At 56.2% G+C, this 20,965-nt stretch carries 18 protein-coding genes; 5 read left to right on the forward strand and 13 right to left on the reverse strand.

Features of this window, described 5'->3' with window-relative positions:
* Nucleotides 1-49 precede the first annotated feature (49 nt).
* A complete protein-coding gene (fabA, locus tag V8L71_RS04135) occupies nt 50-565 on the forward strand; it encodes a 3-hydroxyacyl-[acyl-carrier-protein] dehydratase FabA (RefSeq protein ID WP_008959204.1) in 516 nt (171 codons plus the stop codon).
* Nucleotides 566-578: 13 nt separating this feature from the next.
* On the forward strand, nt 579-1,796 hold the full coding sequence (gene fabB / locus V8L71_RS04140; RefSeq protein ID WP_336273256.1) for a beta-ketoacyl-ACP synthase I: 1,218 nt from the start codon (nt 579-581) through the stop codon (nt 1,794-1,796).
* A gap of 91 nt (nt 1,797-1,887) precedes the next feature.
* Here the strand turns inward: fabB and V8L71_RS04145 are convergent, their stop codons facing one another.
* The 4 genes from V8L71_RS04145 to V8L71_RS04160 all read right to left on the reverse strand — a co-directional run bounded on the left by V8L71_RS04145 (nt 1,888) and on the right by V8L71_RS04160 (nt 5,651).
* On the reverse strand, nt 1,888-2,628 hold the full coding sequence (locus tag V8L71_RS04145) for a lysophospholipid acyltransferase family protein (protein ID WP_176303415.1): 741 nt from the start codon (nt 2,626-2,628) through the stop codon (nt 1,888-1,890).
* Nucleotides 2,625-3,515, reverse strand: coding sequence for a sugar nucleotide-binding protein (locus V8L71_RS04150; RefSeq protein ID WP_176303416.1), 891 nt, complete (start codon nt 3,513-3,515; stop codon nt 2,625-2,627). The genes V8L71_RS04145 and V8L71_RS04150 overlap by 4 nt, the downstream gene beginning before the upstream one ends.
* A gap of 53 nt (nt 3,516-3,568) precedes the next feature.
* Nucleotides 3,569-4,198 (reverse strand): single-stranded DNA-binding protein, encoded by a 630-nt coding sequence (locus tag V8L71_RS04155; RefSeq protein ID WP_176303417.1) that lies wholly within the window; start codon nt 4,196-4,198, stop codon nt 3,569-3,571.
* Between the two features lie 73 nt (nt 4,199-4,271).
* Complete coding sequence (locus V8L71_RS04160; protein WP_101146642.1) at nt 4,272-5,651, reverse strand: MFS transporter; 1,380 nt, start codon at nt 5,649-5,651, stop codon at nt 4,272-4,274.
* A gap of 184 nt (nt 5,652-5,835) precedes the next feature.
* Between V8L71_RS04160 and uvrA the strand changes: the two genes are divergently transcribed.
* Complete coding sequence (uvrA, locus tag V8L71_RS04165) at nt 5,836-8,682, forward strand: excinuclease ABC subunit UvrA (RefSeq protein ID WP_336273293.1); 2,847 nt, start codon at nt 5,836-5,838, stop codon at nt 8,680-8,682.
* 159 nt (nt 8,683-8,841) lie between these two features.
* Nucleotides 8,842-9,585: a Crp/Fnr family transcriptional regulator gene (locus tag V8L71_RS04170; protein ID WP_176303420.1), complete on the forward strand. Its 744-nt coding sequence runs from the start codon at nt 8,842-8,844 to the stop codon at nt 9,583-9,585.
* A 75-nt stretch (nt 9,586-9,660) separates the two neighbouring features.
* On the opposite strand, the gene V8L71_RS04175 is transcribed toward V8L71_RS04170, so the two are convergent.
* The gene (locus V8L71_RS04175) at nt 9,661-10,446 is read right to left on the reverse strand and encodes a ribonucleoside-diphosphate reductase (protein ID WP_336273257.1); all 786 of its coding nucleotides are present in this window, start codon (nt 10,444-10,446) and stop codon (nt 9,661-9,663) included.
* Between the two features lie 63 nt (nt 10,447-10,509).
* Entirely contained in the window at nt 10,510-12,621 is a 2,112-nt protein-coding gene (locus tag V8L71_RS04180; protein WP_336273258.1) for an adenosylcobalamin-dependent ribonucleoside-diphosphate reductase, read from the reverse strand.
* A 201-nt stretch (nt 12,622-12,822) separates the two neighbouring features.
* Here V8L71_RS04180 and V8L71_RS04185 point away from each other — a divergent pair, with 201 nt between their 5' ends.
* Nucleotides 12,823-13,368, forward strand: a complete 546-nt coding sequence (locus V8L71_RS04185) for a hypothetical protein (RefSeq protein WP_336273259.1) — start codon at nt 12,823-12,825, stop codon at nt 13,366-13,368.
* A gap of 32 nt (nt 13,369-13,400) precedes the next feature.
* Here the strand turns inward: V8L71_RS04185 and V8L71_RS04190 are convergent, their stop codons facing one another.
* Genes V8L71_RS04190 through flhF form a run of 7 tightly spaced genes read right to left on the reverse strand, consistent with a single transcriptional unit; the run spans nt 13,401 to nt 20,925 of the window.
* Nucleotides 13,401-15,422: a sensor domain-containing diguanylate cyclase gene (locus V8L71_RS04190; RefSeq protein ID WP_336273260.1), complete on the reverse strand. Its 2,022-nt coding sequence runs from the start codon at nt 15,420-15,422 to the stop codon at nt 13,401-13,403.
* 22 nt (nt 15,423-15,444) lie between these two features.
* Nucleotides 15,445-16,116, reverse strand: coding sequence for an OmpA/MotB family protein (locus tag V8L71_RS04195; RefSeq protein WP_336273261.1), 672 nt, complete (start codon nt 16,114-16,116; stop codon nt 15,445-15,447).
* A gap of 5 nt (nt 16,117-16,121) precedes the next feature.
* Nucleotides 16,122-16,943 (reverse strand): motility protein A, encoded by an 822-nt coding sequence (locus V8L71_RS04200; RefSeq protein WP_176303426.1) that lies wholly within the window; start codon nt 16,941-16,943, stop codon nt 16,122-16,124.
* A 41-nt stretch (nt 16,944-16,984) separates the two neighbouring features.
* On the reverse strand, nt 16,985-17,686 hold the full coding sequence (locus tag V8L71_RS04205; RefSeq protein ID WP_336273262.1) for an RNA polymerase sigma factor FliA: 702 nt from the start codon (nt 17,684-17,686) through the stop codon (nt 16,985-16,987).
* A gap of 26 nt (nt 17,687-17,712) precedes the next feature.
* On the reverse strand, nt 17,713-18,126 hold the full coding sequence (locus V8L71_RS04210; RefSeq protein ID WP_336273263.1) for a flagellar protein FlhE: 414 nt from the start codon (nt 18,124-18,126) through the stop codon (nt 17,713-17,715).
* A gap of 25 nt (nt 18,127-18,151) precedes the next feature.
* A complete protein-coding gene (locus V8L71_RS04215; protein ID WP_336273264.1) occupies nt 18,152-18,724 on the reverse strand; it encodes a hypothetical protein in 573 nt (190 codons plus the stop codon).
* The gene (gene flhF, locus V8L71_RS04220) at nt 18,721-20,925 is read right to left on the reverse strand and encodes a flagellar biosynthesis GTPase FlhF (protein WP_336273265.1); all 2,205 of its coding nucleotides are present in this window, start codon (nt 20,923-20,925) and stop codon (nt 18,721-18,723) included. Before flhF ends, V8L71_RS04215 begins: the two co-directional genes overlap by 4 nt.
* Nucleotides 20,926-20,965 lie beyond the last annotated feature (40 nt).

Raw genomic sequence — 20,965 nt, forward strand, 5'->3', positions numbered from 1 at the left:
TCGGGAAGTAGACTAGCCTAACAACCATTTTGATATTCGGAACGATTCAGTGACCAAGCAACACTCCTTTGATCGCGAAGAACTGCTGGCCTGCTCACGCGGCGAGCTATTCGGCCCCGGTAATGCACAGCTCCCAGCGCCTAATATGCTGATGCTTGATCGCATTAAGCACATTCATGAAGAAGGCGGAGAGCATGGCAAGGGCGAACTGATCGCCGAGCTGGATATCAGCTCTAACTTGTGGTTCTTTGACTGCCACTTCCCTGGAGACCCCGTTATGCCTGGGTGTTTAGGTCTAGATGCCATGTGGCAGCTAGTCGGCTTCTATCTGGGCTGGTTAGGCCACCCAGGGCGCGGACGTGCACTCGGCTGTGGCGAGGTCAAGTTCAGCGGGCAGATCCTGCCGGATGCACAAAAAGTGACCTATAGTATTAATATTAAGCGTATTATTACCCGACGACTCATCTTGGGTATCGCCGACGGCACAGTATCCGTCGACGGACGCGACATTTATCAGGCTAATGATCTGCGCGTTGGCCTATTCACCTCCACTGCGAATTTCTGAACAGGAGGCTCCCATGCGACGAGTGGTAGTCACCGGCCTTGGCATCGTATCGTGCCTTGGCAACGACCAACGACAGGTCCTGGACGCGCTCAAAACTGGGCGTAGCGGTATTCGTTTTAAGGAAGAGTACGCCGAGCGTGGCTTCCGTAGCCATGTGGCTGGCAGCGTCGATATCGATCTTGACGCACTCATCGACCGCAAACTGCGCCGCTTTATGGGCGATGCAGCTGCCTACGCCTATGTTTCAATGACCCAGGCCATTGAAGATGCGGGGCTCTCTGAGGAGCAAGTCTCCAACGAGAGAACAGGGCTTATTGCTGGCTCCGGCGGTGCTTCAAGCGCCAACCAAGTTGAAGCTGCCGACATACTGCGTGAAAAAGGCCTGCGTCGCGTGGGCCCTTATCGCGTGACGCGGACAATGGGCAGCACTGTTTCCGCCTGTTTGGCGACACCCTTTAAAATCAAGGGCGTGAATTACTCTATCTCCTCTGCCTGCGCTACCTCAGCGCACTGTATTGGTAGCGCGATGGAGCAGATTCAGCTTAATAAGCAGGATGTAGTGTTTGCAGGTGGCGGTGAAGAGGAACACTGGACGCTCTCCTGCCTGTTTGATGCCATGGGCGCGCTCTCAACGCACTATAACGATACGCCAGAGCAAGCCTCGCGCCCTTACGACAACGCCCGCGACGGTTTCGTGATTGCAGGCGGTGGCGGCATGCTGGTGTTGGAAGAGCTTGAGCACGCTAAAGCGCGTGGTGCCAAGATCTACGGCGAGTTAGTTGGCTACGGCGCCACCTCTGACGGCCACGATATGGTGGCTCCTTCAGGTGAAGGTGCTATGCGCTGCATGCATCAGGCAATGGCCACCGTAGAGGGTAAGATCGATTACATTAATACGCACGGTACCTCTACCCCCGTGGGCGATGTGGCCGAGCTAAAAGCAATACGTGAAGTGTTTGGTAATACGACACCCGCGATGAGCTCAACCAAATCGCTGACCGGTCACTCCCTTGGCGCTACCGGCGTCCAGGAAGCGATCTATTCGCTGCTGATGATGCAACATAACTTTGTCGCTGCATCGGCGAATATCGCCAACTTGGATGAGCAGGCCGATGGCTTTGATATTGTCACCAAACGTCGAGATAACGTGACAATAGAGCGTGCCTTGTCTAATAGCTTCGGCTTTGGCGGCACTAATGCATGTTTAGTCTTCCAGCGCTTTAACGATTAACGCTGATAAGACAACAGGCATGCTGAAGACAACAATGGCGCCCAGTGGGCGCCATTGTTGCTTAATAGTCTAACTAGCTCGGTATATCGCGTCAGCTTTGACGAGTGGTAGGCCGCGGCACATCAGAAATTTCCTGTAACTGCGCTTCGATCCACACTTCCACTTCTGCGAGCACTTCATCGGGCATGCGCCCCGCCGTCTCAATAGGCTTACCGATACGCACCCGCAATACGCCTGGCCGCTTAACCCAATGACGCCCTGGCCAACGCTCACCAGCGTTGTGAGCTACCGGCAATACCGGCACCCCCGCACGACACGCCACTACGCTACCGCTCTTGTTATAGCGTTTGCGAATGCCTGGGTCCACCCGCGTTCCTTCTGGAAAAATCAGTACCGACAAGCCGGTACCAAGACGCTCTACACCTTGCGTAAGCACTTGTTTCATCGCCCGCGCCGGTTTAGAGCGGTCCAAGCTGATCGGGCGTAGCAAACGTAATCCCCAACCGAAGATGGGCAGGCGCAGTAACTCTCGCTTCAGTACGGTACACACAGGCGGCTTCATCACCTGCAGAAACACCGTTTCCCATTCACACTGGTGATTGGCTTGAATGACACAGGGGCCGCTGGGTAGATTTTCACGCCCTTGAATGTCATAGCGGACGCCACAGGCGATACGAAACCACACCATCAAAAAGTAGTTATACAGATTGAGTAAGCGGTAGCGGCCAGAAAGCGGAAGAAACGGCGCAATGGGTAGAAACAAAATGCCAATCATCAGCATGGCAAAAAAATAGCCAGCATAAAATACCAGGCTGCGAACCACATTTATCAAGCCGATGCTCCTGTATCGCTGACACGATTATTCTCACGGATTAAACACCACGCATCCAACATACGCCCAGCCTCTAACCGCCATGGCTTTTGATGGACACCAAAGACATCCAACACACGGCGACAATTTAAGACGCGCCGAAGCTTGGCATCATGATGGTGCTTAAGCGGCTGGACCTCACCGAGAGTAATCTGCTCACCGCGGCCTTCAAGATGGGTTAACAGCTGGGTCCGCACCATGGAGGTAAAGGTAAAGGCGCTGACCGGCTCGGTGCCAGCGAGATGATAGGCGCCCCATGCACCCGCGCCGCTGGCCTGCTGCTGTAACATACCAATCAGCGCCATGGCGACGGCATCCGCCGATGTCGGGCAAAAGATCACGTCTTCTGCAGCCCGCACTGGCTTCCCGAGTACTAAGTTACCGATGATGTCATTGAGCCACGCATGACTACCTTCCAAAGCAAACAGCGGGCCTAGACGCACAATCAAATGCCGCTGATACTCCGCCCGTATACGGTCACCGGTTTGTACCAGACGGCGCAGGCTGTCGTCTCGTGGTGCAGGCACTACATGCTCATCAATAGGGACTTCCAGGCCATCTTCGTAGAGCTGATCAGACACACACCATACCAACGCTACATTTTGAGATAGGCAAGCATCTAAGCAGCTATCGACTGCATCCGCATGAGCAGTGACATCCGCTGGCGCCATATTTAAGGGATGTGCCAACGGTGGAATAACCACTGCGTCAGGCGCAATCGCTTCAAGGCGCGACGGCGTGATGGTTGTCCCTTGCTCAATGACTAATTCTGTATCGGCGCGACGGCTTGCTTCCCGGGCCAGTGCCAAGCTTAAGCAGTGTCCGGCATCCAATATAAGCAATTTCAAGACGCTTTCCCCTTACTCACGCTCAGCTCTACACTATTGGGTGAATAGTGCACTTAAAACGGTATCTCATCGTCAAAGTCGTCGAAGTTACCCGGGTCAGGCGCACCGTAGCTGCTGTTCTGCTGGTTGGGCGGCGGTGCTTGGTTGCCCTGCTGGGGCGCTGGCTGTGCGGGGCGAGGCTGCTGTGGGCTCTGCCCGCCTGAGTAGTTTCCGCCCTGAGGAGCACCACCCTGCTGCGGATAACCGCCGCCTTGGTTATTGGGGGCCGGCGCATTTTGGGGCGCATTCTGAGGAGCGTTCTGGGGATAGCTGTTTTGCCCAGCGCCAGCGCCTTGGAAATCACCGCTGCGACCATCAAGCATCTGCATATCGTTGGCGACAATCTCTGTCGAATAGCGATCCTGGCCGTTTTGATCCTGCCACTTACGTGTTTGCAGGCGCCCTTCAATATAAACCTTGGAGCCTTTTTTCAGGTACTGCTGGGCAATTTCGGCGGTCTTATTGAACATCACCACGCGGTGCCATTCGGTGCGCTCTTGGCGCTGACCGCTCTGGCGATCCATCCAGGTATCGGTGGTCGCCAAGTTCAAGTTGGCCACGGCGGTACCGCTGGGTGTGAAACGCACCTCTGGATCCTGCCCGAGGTTGCCAATCAATATGACCTTGTTAATGCCGCGAGCCATAAGACGCTCCTTTAATAGCTGTCATGTAGAGTTTATTGCCAACCACCGTCACGCTTTTATCGGCCGGGCTGGGTTAAGATTTGGGTGGCGCCATCAGACGAGTTAACGCTGCCTGATCAAGCTGTTGACGGTTCACCTTTAAATAGACTAAACGCTCTTCCGGCACCACCATGACGTCTTCTACACCGACCACATCGGCTAAATGTTCCATCAATAGGTCGAGTGCGTCTGCCTGTGTCTCGTGCAGTGCCACCACTTCGCTGGAGAGCGGGGGTGGTGAAGGCATCCGCCACATGGCGATCCACCAGCATAGCGCAAGCCCTGCACAGCCAATAAAAACCGCGTTGAGGCCACCATAATGCGCCAGTAAACCGCCTAGTGTACCGCCTAAAAAAGCGCCTAAAAATTGACTGGTGGAATACACGCCCATGGCGGTTCCTTTCGCGCCCGCTGGGGCCAGCTTACTGAGCATGGAAGGTAGCGTGGCTTCCAGCAAGTTAAAGCCGGTGAAGAACACAAACAACCAGACAAATAGCCAATAGCCCGGCGACAGTGGCAACCCCAGCCCCGCTAAGCTAATCACAATAGCGCCGATCGCCCCCAGGCACATCAACCGCATGCGTTGCTGCTTCTCGGCCACAATAATCAGCGGCACCATCGCCACAAACGATAGCGCCATAATGCCAAGATACGCCAGCCCGTGATACTCAATCACCACGCCAGCGTTCAATAGCCGAAAAGGCACCGCGACAAATATCGCCATCAGCACCAGATGCAGGGCAAAAATCGATAAATCCAACCGCCATAAATCGGGGCGGGTGATCACGCTTTTAAACTGCTGGCGATCCATACCTACATCACGGTGACGACGCCGCCGCGGCGCGGCAGGCACCCAGCGCCACAGTACCAGCAACCCTACCAGCGTCAGCAGCGCGGTAAACCAGAACACGCCAGCCAGCCCCGCCCAGGCGGCAAGCCATGGCCCCAGCACCATGGCAATGGCAAACGAAACGCCAATTGAAAGCCCAATGGTGGCCATGGCGGCAGTGCGGATTTCCTCACGGGTTTGGTCCGCGAGCAGGGCCATGATCGCTGCCGCTACGGCGCCGCCGCCCTGCAACGCTCGCCCGGCGATTACGCCAGCAATGCTATCGGAGAGCGCCGCGACCACGCTGCCGAGTGCAAAAATGACCAGCCCCATAGCAATCACCCGCTTGCGGCCAATGCGGTCAGAGAGTAAGCCAAACGGGATTTGCAGCGTCGCTTGGGTTAACCCATAGATGCCCAGTGCAACGCCCACCAATAGCGGTGTCGCCCCCGCCAGCGTATCAGCGTAGAGCGCCAGCACGGGCAGCACCATGAACAGGCCCAGCATGCGAGACGCATAGAGCCCGGCCAAACCGCTGATCGCACGGCGTTCAGAAGCCAGCAATAGTGCGGAAACCTTGCGCATAATGCCCTTTTATATGGTGGATAAGCATGGGGTGAGTCAGCATGGATCGAGACAATCTGCCTATTCTAGCGGTTTGGGCTTGCGCTGGAAACGGCACGAGTTGCCGCAGGTTATGAAAGCCGTTTTGCCGGGAGGGGGCTTGCAAACGTATAATCGCGCTTTTGCCGCGCGATTCGAGGTGTTGATGGACAGCATTCTGGTCAGGGGTGCCCGCACCCACAACCTCAAGCAGATCGATGTGGAGCTGCCCCGTAACAAGCTAATTGTGATTACCGGCCTATCCGGCTCGGGAAAATCATCATTAGCGTTTGACACTCTTTATGCCGAGGGGCAGCGCCGCTACGTGGAATCACTTTCCACCTATGCGCGCCAATTCCTGTCGATGATGGAAAAGCCCGATGTGGATCACATCGAAGGGCTGTCACCTGCGATCTCTATTGAGCAGAAGTCCACCTCCCACAACCCGCGCTCGACCGTGGGCACCATTACTGAAATTTACGACTACCTGCGCCTGCTGTTTGCCCGTGCCGGGACGCCCCGCTGCCCGGAGCACGGTGAAGACTTGGAAGCCCAGACCATCTCGCAGATGGTCGATCAGGTGATGAATCTCGCCGAAGGCACCAAACTGATGCTGCTGGCGCCGGTAGTCAAAGGCCGCAAAGGCGAACATTTACAGCTATTAGCCGAGCTACGCGCCCAGGGCTTCGTACGCGCGCTGATCGATGGCCAAGTGCTGGAACTGGACGACATCGCACCGCTGGATAAGCGCAAAAAACACGATATCAGCGTTGTCGTTGATCGCTTCAAAGTGCGCGACGATCTTGCCCAACGTTTGGCGGAGTCCTTTGAAACGGCGCTGAACCTCGCCGACGGCACCGCCATGATTCACTTTATGGACGGCGAGCGCGACGATATTGCTTTTTCGTCGCGCTTTGCCTGCCCGGTATGTGGCTACTCGCTGGCAGAACTTGAGCCACGCATGTTCTCGTTCAACAACCCGGCGGGCGCCTGCCCCACTTGCGATGGGCTGGGCGTTCAGCAGTACTTCGACCCGGACAAGCTGATCAGCCACCCAGAGCTTTCGCTTGCCGAAGGCGTCATCAAAGGCTGGGATCGGCGCAATATTTACTACTTTACCCAGCTCCAGGCACTGGCCAAGCACTATCGCTTTGAGCTGGAAACGCCCTGGCAAGAGCTTGCCCGCCACGAGCGGGAGGTTATCTTAAACGGCAGCGGCGACGAGCAGATTCCGTTTGTCTACGTGGGCGACCGCGGCCGTAAAGTAACCCGCGAACATGCCTTTGAGGGCGTGCTGCCTAATATGCAGCGCCGCTATCGGGAAACCGAATCCAACATGGTGCGCGATGACCTGGTCAAATACATCGCGGTGCAGCCTTGTGCCACCTGTAATGGCTCGCGACTGCGCAAAGAGTCACGCCATGTTTATGTGGATGATCACAACATCGCCGACATCGTCCGCTTCCCAATTGGCGAGGCGTGGCGCTACTTTGCCGATCTAACACTACCCGGCCGTAAAGGCGAAATTGCCGATAAAATCGTTCATGAAATTCACGCTCGGCTAGAGTTTTTGGTCAATGTGGGGCTGGATTACCTTAATCTGGAGCGCAGCGCCGACACGCTTTCTGGCGGCGAGGCCCAGCGTATCCGTCTGGCCAGCCAGATAGGCGCAGGCTTAGTCGGGGTCATGTACATTCTTGATGAGCCGTCGATTGGCTTGCACCAGCGCGATAACGACCGGCTGTTGAAAACCCTTGAGCGGCTGCGCGATTTGGGCAATACCGTGATTGTGGTAGAGCACGATGAAGATGCTATTCGTGCCGCCGACCACGTGCTGGATATCGGCCCCGGTGCAGGCGTGCATGGCGGTGAAATCGTCGCTCAGGGCACGCCCCAAGACATAATGGATCACGCCAACTCGTTGACCGGCCAGTACCTTTCCGGCACACGGGAAATCGCCGTACCGCCTTACCGCATTCCCGGCAACCCAGAAAAGCAATTAGTGCTACGCGGCGCCACCGGCAATAACCTGCAGGACGTGACGCTAACGTTGCCGCTGGGGCTGTTTATCGCCATTACCGGCGTTTCCGGCTCGGGTAAATCGACATTGATTAACGGCACACTAATGCCGATTGCGGCTCGCGAGCTAAACCGCGCGACCACGCTGACCGCCGCGCCTTATGAAAAAATCGAAGGGCTCGATCAACTCGATAAAGTGATCGATATTGATCAAAGCCCGATTGGGCGTACACCGCGCTCCAACCCGGCCACCTATACCGGTATTTTCACGCCGATTCGCGAGCTGTTTGCGGGCACCCAGGAAGCGCGGTCGCGGGGCTACAAGCCAGGCCGTTTCAGCTTTAACGTGAAGGGCGGTCGCTGTGAGGCGTGCCAGGGCGAAGGCATGATCAAGGTGGAGATGCACTTTCTGCCCGATATCTATGTGCCCTGCGATGTCTGTAAAGGTAAGCGCTATAACCGTGAAACGCTGGATATTCACTACAAAGGCAAAACGATCCACGAAGTGCTGACCATGACCGTGGAAGATGCGCTGGAATTCTTTAGCCCGGTGCCCGCTATTGCCCGTCGCTTGCAAACCTTGCTCGATGTAGGACTCTCCTATATCCGCCTGGGGCAAAGCGCTACCACCCTGTCGGGTGGCGAAGCGCAGCGGGTCAAACTCGCCCGTGAGTTAGCCAAGCGCGATACCGGCAAAACGCTGTATATTCTCGATGAGCCAACCACCGGCCTGCATTTTGAAGATATTCGCCAATTGCTGACGGTGCTCCACCGCCTGCGTGATCATGGCAATACTATCGTAGTGATTGAGCACAATCTGGATGTGATCAAAACGGCCGATTGGATTGTTGATCTCGGCCCCGAAGGCGGCTCAGGTGGCGGGCAGATTATCGCTGAAGGCACGCCGGAGCAGCTCGCAAAACAGAAAGTCTCGCATACCGGGCATTTCTTGGCACCATTGCTAGCGCGCGGTAAACGAGCAACCAAGCGCTAACCTTTAGGTCTTTTTTCGGAGATGGGCGCGCACGCGCCCCTGACTAAAGGAGCCCACTGCCTTACGCATTGAACAACGCAGTACGCCGCCTTATTGTGTAGTGCGGCGAGCAGATAATAGTTAGTTACATTAAGTAAACCTCTCTTAGAGGGATAGGCCATGAACGAAGAAAAAAGCTGTATTATCAAGCACTTCAGTCACTATTGCTCGTTGACGGAGGAGGAGAAAAAATTACTTCTCTCGCTTGAAGAGAGTCCAAGCAATATAAAATCCGGCACGATCCTATGGGAAATGGGCGATGCGGCTAATGAGTTCTGCACGCTGAAAAGCGGCTGGGCCTATTCCTACCGCCACTTAGAAAATGGTGATCGGCAGATTCTGGAAGTGTTTTTGCCTGGTGACATTATTGGCCTGCGCGAGTTTGCTTTCTCCGAGCGCCTCGAGAATGTGCGCATGATTGATGACGGCGTGGTTTGTCACTTCCCGCATAAACGTATGCTGGATATTTTCCGCCAGTCACTTCCCCTTACATCAGTAATGTTTGCTATTGGTAGTCGCCAACAGGCGCTGATGACCGAGCGGCTGGTCACCTTGGCAAGGCGCAGTGCCCGCCAGAAAATGGCGCATTTTCTCTACGAGATGTATTTGCGGCTACGCCAAACTAATCCCGATATTAGCAATCAGTTTCGCCTTCCCCTCTCTCAAGAACAGTTGGCCGATATACTTGGCCTCAGTCCCGTTCACGTGAGCCGAACGTTTACCGCACTCAGTGAAAGCGAGTTAGTATTCCGTGATCGTCATCACCTCACCATTCCGGACTTAGCGGCGTTATGCGCCGAAGGCCAATTTGATGACTGTTATCTTACCGACAACGTCCGCCCCCTGTTAGGTGATACTGCATAAGTTAGCCTTCCCTAAATAAAAAACCGCGTGCTAACTAAATAGCACGCGGTTTTTTAAATAACGCCTAAGGCCAACTTAACCGCACTTGGACCAGCCGCAGCCTGCGTAACAGGTGGGGCAACCATCCATCATGATCAGCTCACCGCGGCACTCAGGGCAGTTACCCACCGTGGCTGGGCCGCTGCCTTCAGGCTTTTTTTCCGCGGTAGCCTTTTCACCGATCGGCTCTACTGCCCCCGTTTCAACGGGTGCGTCGGCCGTCTCCTCGTCCGGCTGCCACGCATGGCCATGGGTCATGCGGTGGGCGTAGCGCTCGACCAACTGCTCAACCGGCACTTGGTTGCCATCCCGATCCAGAAAACCACGACGATAAAGAATCTGCTGAATCGACCAGGCAATCGCCGCCACTTCCGAATCGTGGAACATCGGCTTGTTCCAACGGTTCATGCCACAGCGCACCAAGCCTTTGTCCCACGCCACTTTACGCAGATCCGCCACTGCCTGGGTAACGTAACCACCGCGGGCCGCCAGCGAGAGGCTGCGCATGGTGGCGGTGATCCACTGGTGCTCGCTGGAGAGCTGTCCCGACGGGAAAAAGAACTCTACCGGGCGCTCAATCACCACACGCTTACCACCAATCACGCCTTCCACCGGCATAAACGACACCAGCAGATAAACTTTCTTACGCCCTTCCGCCCCCACGTAGGAAATCTTTTCTGACACGGCTTCTAAGGTGCCTTCCGGGCGTGACGGAATCCGCACCGTCAGCGGGCTTTCATCTTGTAGCGCAGGAACGGGCGCGGCCTGCTCCTGCTGCTTGATACGGTAACCAACAATTTTTGAGGTAATTTCAACAGCCATGGTGTTCTCCATCAGCAAAGGCAATGCAAAGGTAATCGGGCGATTTTTGTCAGACGCAGCGCGTTACCATTTGCCGTAGGTGCCTTCTTTTAAGCCATCAAACAGGTTGGCAGCGTTATGTTCTTCGCCGTCATAAACCACCTTTTCATCCCCGGTCAGTTCGAGGGTTTCGCCATTTTCCAGCTCAAACACGTAGGTGGTGTTTTTAAGATCATCCTCACGCACCAGCACGCCCTGGAAGGCTTCGGGGTTAAAGCGGAAAGTCGTGCAGCCTTTTAAGCGGCTTTCATAGGCCTGCAAATAGAGGTTCTGGAACTGTTCAAACGGGAACTCGGTGGGCACATTGACCGTTTTCGAGATCGCTGAATCCACCCAGTGCTGGGCGGCGGCCTGAACGGCGACGTGCTGCTCGGGTGAGATCGCATCGGCGGTAACGAAGTAGTCAGGCAGGTCGCTATCCACCGCATCAGCGGCAATAAAGTGACGGTAGGCGGCGAGCTCGAAAGAGACGACTTCTACCTGCTCTTTGGTCTTCTTGCCCGACTGGATAATGTTGCGGAAGTAGCGGTGCGAGAAAGAGGGTTCGATTCCGTTGGAGGCGTTGTTACCCATCGACAGGCTGATCGTGCCGGTCGGCGCGATCGAGCTGTGGTGAGTAAAGCGTGCGCCATACTCGGCCAGCTGTGCGACCAGTTCGGGTTCAAGCTCGGCCACTTGGGCCATATACTGGCTGTAACGGGCATGCAGAATACGCCCCGGCACTTGATCGCCCACTTCGTAGCCATCTTTAGCCAGTTGCGGGCGCTCGCGCAGCATTTTAGGGGTAATGGTGTGCTCCTGCTCCAGCACCGGCGCCATGCCTTTCTCTTTAGAGAGTTCCAGCGCCTGCTTCCAGCCCTCAATCGCCAAGTGGCGGCTCACTTCATCGGTGAACACCAGTGACTGCTTCGAGCCATAAGGAATTTTGAGCATAGTGAGCGTCGACCCCAGGCCCAAAAAGCCCATGCCGTGGCGGCGCTTGGCCTCAATTTCACGCTGCTGCTGGGGCAGCGGTAAGCCAGCAATTTCCACCACGTTGTCGAGCATACGAGTGAAGATCGCCACCACTTTGCGATAGCGCTCCCAGTCAAAGCGCGGTTCGGCGCCGAAGGGATCGATAACAAACTTGGTCAAGTTGACAGAGCCCAGCAGGCAGGCACCTTCCGGCGGCAGCGGCTGCTCGCCACACGGGTTAGTGGCGCGGATATCCTCACAGAACCAGTTATTGTTCATGCGGTTGACTTGGTCGATCAGGATGAAACCTGGCTCGGCGTAGTCATAGGTGGAGGACATGATGGTGTCCCATAGTTCGCGCGCTTTGATCACTTCCACAATACGGCAGGCCACGCGGCCTTCGGCATCCACCGTGTAGCCCTCTTCCACTACCGGCCAGTCGCGATAGAGCAGGTCTTCCGCTTTAACGTCGTCTTTCTCACCAGGGTGCAGCGGGAAAGCGAGCGGCCAATCAGTATTGTTTTTGACCGCTTCCATAAACTCATCGGTGATTAGCAACGACAGATTAAACTGACGCAAGCGCCCAGCTTCGCGCTTCGCCTGGATAAATTCGCGCACGTCCGGGTGGCCTACATCGAAGGTGCCCATCTGGGCACCACGGCGGCCACCGGCAGAAGCCACGGTGAAACACATCTTGTCGTAGATATCCATAAACGCCAGCGGGCCATTGGTGCCCGCGCCAGCACCAAACACAAACGCACCTTTATAGCGTAGTGTCGAGAAGTCGTAACCAATTCCAGCACCGGATTTCAGCGTCATGCCCGCATCGACAACGGAGTCGAGAATATCGCGCATGGAGTCGCGAATAGTGCGTGAGACGGTGCAGTTGATCAGGCTTACCGCTGGCTTATAAGCCTCTGCACCCGCGTTAGAGAGAATGCGACCAGCAGGAATAGCGCCCTGTTCCAGCGCCCAGCGGAATTTCGGCAGCCACTCTTCGGCCTTGTCGCCTTCCACCGCTGCAAGGGCGCGGGCAACACGCTCAAACGTAGCACCGACGTCTTGGTCGACAGGCTGGCTATGACGATCCTTGAGGCGATACTTGGCATCCCAGATCTCCCGCGAGGGGGCCTGCATCGGGACGTCATTAGAGGTCTTGATAGCCTTAGCAGCGGTGCTCATGTCGCAAAACTCCTTCACAACGGGGGTGAATATAGTGCTCAAATGCGGCGATTATACGTGGCATCGGAGTGAAGTATAGACTTGACTTTCCACCATATGAGGCACTTTTTTAACTATTTTCTACCATATATAGAAAAATCAGCGCGTTACTCTTTTGCCAGCTTCGACCACTCGATAGACTAAGGATTTGGGTTAATAACAATGTTACTACCGATAGCAATAGCGGCCTCTCTGTTAGTCACAGCGACCATGTCTACCGCAGCCACGTTTAATACTGAAGGCGTAGCCACCCACGATCATTGGCAGTCGATGACACTGTCATTGGGAGGTGAGCGACACTACCGGGCGGTAGAAACTCATAGCTATTCTGATGCCACCCTAAGCCTGAACACCACCGCAGGCGTTTGTGATTTACCCTGGCTGGAGATGCGCGTCACGCTTGAGCATCAGCAAGGTGAAAGCCGTGCGGTGAACTTAGTACCCGCCCGGCTTCGCATTGATGAACAGCCCGTGATTGATACCATGGCGGAATTCATCACCGAGCGCGGCGATGACGGTTTTTATGCCCACTTTTACCTGAGTGACATGCCAGCGCTGATGGCTGATATGCGTGCAGGCGAACAGTTGTTCCTGGGCTTTGACCAGGAAGAGCGCGAGCCTTGGTATATGACCTTTAGCCTGCAAGGGGCCGACGCGGCGATTCCCCGGATGCTGGCTGAATGTGAAGGCGCCGAAGTTCAGGAGTGATGAAAACAGCGCCTTCATGAGAAAACAGTGTCTTAATGAATAGGTGATAGGTGGTCAAGCGCCATTTCAACGCGGTTACGCCCGCCATGTTTAGCGCGGTACATGGCATCGTCTGCCCGCGAGATAATGGTTTTGCAGCTGTCGCCTGCCTGCCAAACGGCCACACCAATACTCACCGTCACCGTTTGATCAAGCCCCTCAATACGCAGCTCAGCCACCAGCATGCGCAGCCGCTCGGCCAAGCCAAGGGCGGCATTAATGTCTGAGTGAGTCGCTAGCACAATAAACTCTTCACCGCCCCAGCGCCCCAAGTGGTCGCAGCCACGCAATGAGCTTTCTACCAAGCGTGCCAAGGCCACTAATACATCGTCACCCACGCTATGTCCGTGGGTGTCATTGATCTGCTTGAAATTATCTACATCAAACAGCAACAGAGAAAAGGCGGCCGCATAGCGTTTGGCGGCCACCAGCTCGGCATTGATCGCCTCTTCAATGCGGTAGCGGTTCCATACGTTGGTTAAGGGATCAAAATGGGCTAATTGCTCAAGCCGTTGATTGGCCTCCGCCAGGGCTTTGCGCTCACGCTCTAAGTGCATATTCAGAGAGCTAATTTCATAGGCTGAAATGGCCAGCGTCAGGTCTTCCCCCAAATCTACCGCTGCTAACCGCTCTACCCATTGCCACGCTTCGCTCTTGCCCACCACTTCTTCATACCAAGCCACCGAGGGGATCGCTATCGCCGCCGGTTGTTGGTCAGTGGCGGGTTGCATCGCCCAATACAACGTTTCTACCTGCTCAGGACGAAAAAAGAGCAACCACGCACGCTGGGTCGAGTTCATTAGCAACGGTACGGCTAAGGCACCGCACTGTTCTGGCATCGCTAATGAACAAGTTAATGGCTCTTTGGCAAGCTCACGTGTGTGCCACGGCCCGCTATGTACGTGGGCTCTTTCTAGACGCAGTACAAACTGGCTGATAGCTTCAGGGGCAGGCGTGACGCCCGCTTGATAAGCACCGCCATTCAACCAGAGCACCACACCATGGGCACGAAACAGCTTCATCCAGGTAGCCGCCTGTTCATGAAGTAGCTGCTGGGGATTTTTCGGCTCGCTGCGTGCTCCGGCACTCAGCACCAGACTGTCCTGAACGCGCTGCAGGTAGCGTGCTTCTTGACGCGCCCGCAGTAACAGCATGCGTTGCGTCGCCATTTGCACCAAGGTGCGCACAGCATCACGCACGGGCGGCTCCACCGAATGCGGGGTGGCTGAATGGCAAAACACTAACCCCCACAGGCCCGTGTCGCCCTGCATCGCCAGGCTGAGCGAGCCGCGCACTTCCATGCGCTTTAAATAGCGCTGTCTTTCTGGGGCCGGGGCGCGTAAAAAGCTGCCGCTTAGGTTGGCCGTTGGGCAGGGGGGCGCCAGCGTTTCGGGGGGTGCCTTAACATCTTCAATTAGCCGCACGGGATATTTTTCGTAGCTCTGCCGCAAGGCGGCGGGAAAGTCACTCGCAGGAAAGCGTTGACCTAGCAGCGAGGGCAACGCTTTGCCCGGGGCTTCCGCGACCATCAAACCATGCCAATCACTATCGAAATGACACACGGTAACGCGGTCATGGCCTGTCAGTTGCTGGATCGCCTTCACCAGGTAATCAAGCAGCTCCTCCTGATGGGTCGCTTCAGCCAAGTGCATCAGCCGCTCATTCACCGTACCCAGTAGACGGCGCTTACCCAGGGCTTTGAGTGGCTCGATCTCAACAATGACCTGCTCATCCACTCGGTACGCATGCAGCTGAAAACGTACATTGCTGTGCTTAGAACGCATAAACGTGAGGGGGCTTGGGAGCCGCTGGTGCCCCCGAAGCTCGCGGCGCACGCGCTGACTCAGGCGCTTGCCGAGCACACAGGCAAGGCTGAGCGGCCCATTTTCAGGGCGCTCAACACCGATCAAGCGGGTTAAATTAGTGCTAGCGGCTTGGATGCATCGGCTATCGGCATCTAATACCAGCAGGACACCAAACGACTGCAATAGTGGGTGGTACTGTTTCTTGGACACACAAGTGGCCTCGACAATCTATTCACCCTTCGAGCGGTTGCCTCAACAACAGCTCTACGCGCCGGTTGGCAGCTCGGCCATCCGCGGTTGCGTTTGGTTCCATGGGTTGGGTATCAGCATAGCCGACGGCCCGCATATGAGAAATATTGAACCCTTGGCGCTCTAAATGACGCACGACGGCAATAGCTCGCGCGGATGAAAGCTCCCAATTAGAGGGAAAGCGCGCTGTCGAAATGGGTACGCTATCGGTATGGCCTTCCACCGAAATCTGGCCGTCAAAACTGGCTAATACATCGATAAGGCTTTCCACCACGCCACGCCCCTGGGGTGTTAACACTGCTTGGCCACTGGCAAACAATAGGCTGTTATCAATCCGCAGTGTGACCCCTTCACGCCCTTGCGACACGCTCACACCAGGAATATTGAGCCCGGAAAACTGCGGCTGCAACCCTTGGTGGCTGGGCTGTATACCCGTGGCAAGTGACGCTAGCGGCAACGATGATACAGCGCTAGCTGAGCGCATGAAAGCCGTATCCGCCGCTTCACCACCCCCGGGCGGCGTGAGTGAAAGCAGGAGTACAAAGAGTGTGATGAGCAGCGTCAGCACATCAAGATAGCTGGTTAGCCACCCCTCTTCGCCCTCCCCAGGCGAGACCGGTATTTCCAGGGCGTGACGGGTATCACGGTCTAACATGATTGCTATCCCTTCGCCGCCGAACTAACCGAGGAGTCTGGTCTTGGTTTGACGCTGTTATCACGAATTTCATCGTGGTAATTAGCCACAAACGAGTTAAGGGTCTCTTCAATGAACGAGGGCAGACGGCGTTTAGTGATCAGTGAGATGCCTTCCAACACCATGTTCATGGTAATTAAGCGTTCTTCGGTCCGGCGCTCTAATTTCACTGCAATCGGCTTAAACACCAAGTTAGCGAGTAAAATACCGTAGAAGGTGGTCAGCAGTGCCACCGCCATGCGTGGGCCAATGACCTGCAGGTCGCCAGCATCCATGACTTCCAACATGTTCACCAGTCCCACCAGTGTGCCGATCATGCCAAACGCAGGCGCATAGGTAGCCATGGTGCGAAATATTTGTGCTTCGGCATGTTCACGCGCTTTCAGGCGGGCAATACGCCAGCGCAGCATGTCAAAAATTTCATCCTCTTTGGTGTTGGCGATCACCAGTTGAATGCCAGTGCGTAAAAACGGATTGCGGGTATGCTCTAGCTCGCGCTCAACCGCCCGCACGTCGCCTTTAAACCATAGCCGTGACATATCGACCAGTTCCCGGATATCGTCACGCATATAGGTGTTTTCGCGCCGGAATACTAGCCCCACCAACCGCACCACACGGAGGACTTCTCTCAGCGGATAGCTGATAAAGGTAGCCGCCAACGTACCGGTCACCACAATGGCCAGACCCGGCAAATTGATAAAGCTGGAAGGGGACTCTGCGGTCAAAAACAGTACACTGACCAGCAGCAATATGCTGGCAAATATGCCTATCAGCGTCGAAGGATTCATCCACGGCTCCTTGCCGGTCACAAGTGAGTAAAAAAGAGGTGTTATGCCGAGTCGTGTAAACGCGCACGTAAACGGCTGACGGCCTGGCTGTGTAATTGAGAAACGCGCGATTCCGTTACGCCCAACACAGCCCCTACTTCCTTGAGGTTGAGTTCTTCCTGGTAATACAGTGCCATGAGCAATTTTTCACGCTCTGGCAGTGCGTCAATCGCATCAATCAGCGTTTGCCGCTGCTGGCCATCAAGCAGCTGCTCGAACGGTGAGTTGTTCAGTTCATTACTGACCGGCTCGCCGCCATCGGCCACCAACTCTTCAAACGGCAGCAGTTGGCCACTGTTGGTGTCATTGAGGAGCTGCTGATATTCACTCAACGGCATTTCAAGATGGTGGGCAATTTCGTTCTCTTCCGGTGCTCGCCCCAGCTGTTGTTCTAACTGGCGAACGGCATTGTCTACTGCTCGCGCTGAACGACGTACACTGCGGGGCAGCCAATCGCGGGTGCGTAATTCATCCATCATCGCACCGCGAATTCGTTGGCTGGCAAACGTCGCAAAGGTCGCACCTTGGGTAGCATCAAAGCGACCGAGCGCTTCCAGCAGCCCTACCATCCCTGCTTGAATAAGGTCATCGAGCTCAATGCTGGCTGGTAAGCGGACCTGAAGCGTCAAGGCCTGACGTCGTACCAGTGGCATATATTGCGTCAACAGCTCACTCTGTTTGATCCTACCTTGTGCTGTGTACATCCTTTCGCCTCGCGGCTATACAGCCTTCACTGATAGTTCACAATCATTTGCAGCCCCTGCACTCGAACCGGCCGTTGGCCTGGGCGTAAGGCGAAACGAAAATGCAATGGCGCACCTGCCATTCGCCCTGCCAATGCGGTCGTGGACCCGCGCATGCCGGTTAACGCAACGCACTGCTCAGGATGGCACAACCAAGCGTTTAACAGCGCACCGGGAGGATGGCTGAACTGCCACTGAATACGCTCAAGCTGCTTTGTTCGAAGATTCGCCGCGGCGGGCGGAGAAGCGTTTTGACTAGCGCTTGCCCGATCACTCATCGCCACCATCAGCCCAGGGAGTTGGGTGCTCCAACTGCCGGTAGCGGCCTGGGCACTCGTCGTTAGTCCTGTCAGCAGTAGCGCAATCAGCGGCAGTGCCCCTCTTACCGGCCAGCTTAGCATGCTTGGTCACCTTGGCGGAGTATGCTCATCGTGCAAGTACCAGTAGTTCCATATTTAAGTAGTATTCGGCGGCACCACGCAAGTTGTCGAGCAATCCTTGGCGCGGCAAATGCGGTTCATGAAGCGCTAGCAAACGACGCGGCCCACCGCGTTCCTGTAGTTGGCGCAAGGTGCTGTACATGGCAGCAAAGGCATCGGCATCGCTATTGATCCATAGTGCCCAACGGCTGTATTGAGCATGTAACTGAGCAAGGTCAGCCGTGTCTGCCGCCACGACACGCACATCCCAGTCTTCAGGGTCACCGGCCCAGCTTCGACCTAACGTGGACCACTGCCCCAGACGTGCTTTGACTTTGTTTACCTGAGAGGCACCGCTACCGGGCAGCCCAACCACTATAAGCGGAATTTTGGGTCTGGGTGGCGCTGTCGCCTCAGGCGCTTCTGCTGCTGCAGCCGTAGGCGTTAATAACGATGGGCTCTGTTCTGGTTCTGGCACATGCTCGGCCGCCGCGACATCAACCGCCGCCCCTTCAGCCTGCTGCTGGCGCTGCAGGTTTGCCCACTTACGCAGCCCTGAGGCTTGATCTTGATCGCTCACGTCACACCCTCTCGGCTCACACTGCCCATTTGGCGAATCGCATCGCGGGCCATAAACGCGTAAACCAGCGCATCAAGCATGCCAGTATCGCGACGCCGACGGCTCGTGCCTAATAAATTGAGCAGGTCGCCGCGCAGCGTCTGCGCCTCTTCATCATCGGCAACATCAAGATGCCCGGCGACGGATGCCACGCCGCTGGCCATGAGTAGGCGCACTTCGGCATTAACATCGCCGCTGTCGGCCTCTTTTAACTGCTGCCAAGCGCGGCGTGTTAATGCCGCTAAGCCATCGCTTTGAAGTTGTGTTAACAGTAGCGAGAGCACCTCGGCTCCCAGCCGAGCAGGGGTAAGCCAGTAGCGGCGCGCTACCACTTTGGCGCTTTCCGGATCACGCACTTCACCGTACCAAGCAAGCAGGGCATAACCCGTCGCATCCTCTACTTCGGCGTAGGCGGTCCACAGCTGCACGGATTGACCACGAAAACGAACGCCCACTTGGTGCGTCAGCACGCTGTCATTAAACAGCTGTCGAATGGACTGGCGCTCGTGGTGAAAGCGTACCCGATGACTAGGGGATACTTGGCTGACCCAGGTCAAATGCTCGGCTTCCAGCCACGCCAACGCATCGGGCTCGGGTAAGCGCGGCAATAAATGCACCGCGACGCCGCTTGATTCCGTCAGCGCGGCTAAGCGCGGCTGCCACCCAGCAGCATGGCGATGCTGTAACCAGGGTAGCGCCAGCCAAGCGCCCTCTGTGTCCAGGCCAATATCGGGCATTGCCCAGTCGCAGCCGCGCTCATTCCGCCGAGCTGACCACGCCATACCCAACGTCGTATTCACGGCGGGATAGTGGACGAGCAATGCGTCCAAACGCTCTTCCTGCAGTCGGCTTGGGAGTGACGCTAAATCCCAGATCGCTTCTAATTCCGTAAATCCCGTCACGCGTTGGCGCAGCCGCGCCAGTAGCGACGACAAGCGGCGCCCTTGCCCGAGCACATCCCGCGACCAGCGCGGCATTCCCATTGGGGCATCAGCATTTTGTGTCTGCTCGCGCTGCGGTGTTGCCGTGCTTAGCGCTTGATCCACGAGTGCTTCAGGGGAAGCAATGGCCATATCTTCAGGCACCTGCTGACCATTTGAACCAAACAGCACGCGCATCCCGTGGCGCATGACAATGTCGAGCACCGGCGCTAGGCGCCCTGCTTCATCCTGTTTAGTAATAATACAGTCGTCTAGCTCTGCCCCCGCAGCACGGGCAGCCTGGCGATAACGCAGCACGACCTCTTCGAGGGTTTCCGGCTGGCTGGCGGCATTGAGCAACAGCACCAGACGCACGCGCGAGCGCCCCCCTTGCAGGTGGGCAATCTGCTCAATCACCCGCTGGTCACGCTGGCTCATGCCGACGGTATCGATAATCACCCACTGTTTGCCCTGCAAGCGGCCCAGCAAATCATCAATCGGTTGCTCGGCATCCAGTGCGTACATGGGCGTGTCCAGCAAACGCGCATAGATGCGTAGCTGCTCATGGGCTCCGATCCGGAAACTGTCCGTCGTCACCAGCGCCACCGGGCGGGTACCATGCCGCATCACAAAACGGGCGGCTAGCTTCGCCGTGGTGGTGGTTTTCCCCACCCCCGTCGGCCCTACTAAGGCGACAATACCGGTTTGATCGAAAAAGCTTGCTTCATCACTCAATACACAGAGCCGTGCCATTAACTGTTGACGCAGCCACTGCAACGGCGCGTCGCTATCACCACTTAACGCCGCTAACGGTTCAGGTAACCCCGCCAGCAGCTCATCGGCGAGCTCACTGCCAAAGCCGACATTCCAAAGTAGTTGGCGCAGCCGCGCGACCGTCCCCGTTGGCGCTGCCTGGGGGGGGGTGGCGGCAGTGGTTGGCTGGCTGTTTGCCAGCAGTGCACGCATATCCTGCATTTCCTGTAGCAAGCGTTCACTCACTGCCTGCATGGGGTCTTGCACTGGCTGGGCTGGAGCTACCGGTGTTTGGGGAGCAGTCAGTTCGGGAGGAGTAGATTCGGGCGAGGGCTCGAAGTGGTCAATGGCTTCATCTGCCATCGCCAATATTTCAACGCCCCCTTCGGTACGCCGGTTAGCAACTATCAGGGCATCTTCGCCGAGCGCCTCGCGCACTTGGCGCATCACATCACGACTGTTGGCTCCCACGAAACGTCTAACGCTCATGACTTACCCTTTGCCTGTACTGGAAATGAATGACGTTAGC

It is taken from the genome of Vreelandella indica (assembly GCF_037070225.1).
GTDB classification, from domain to species: Bacteria; Pseudomonadota; Gammaproteobacteria; order Pseudomonadales; family Halomonadaceae; genus Vreelandella; species Vreelandella arctica.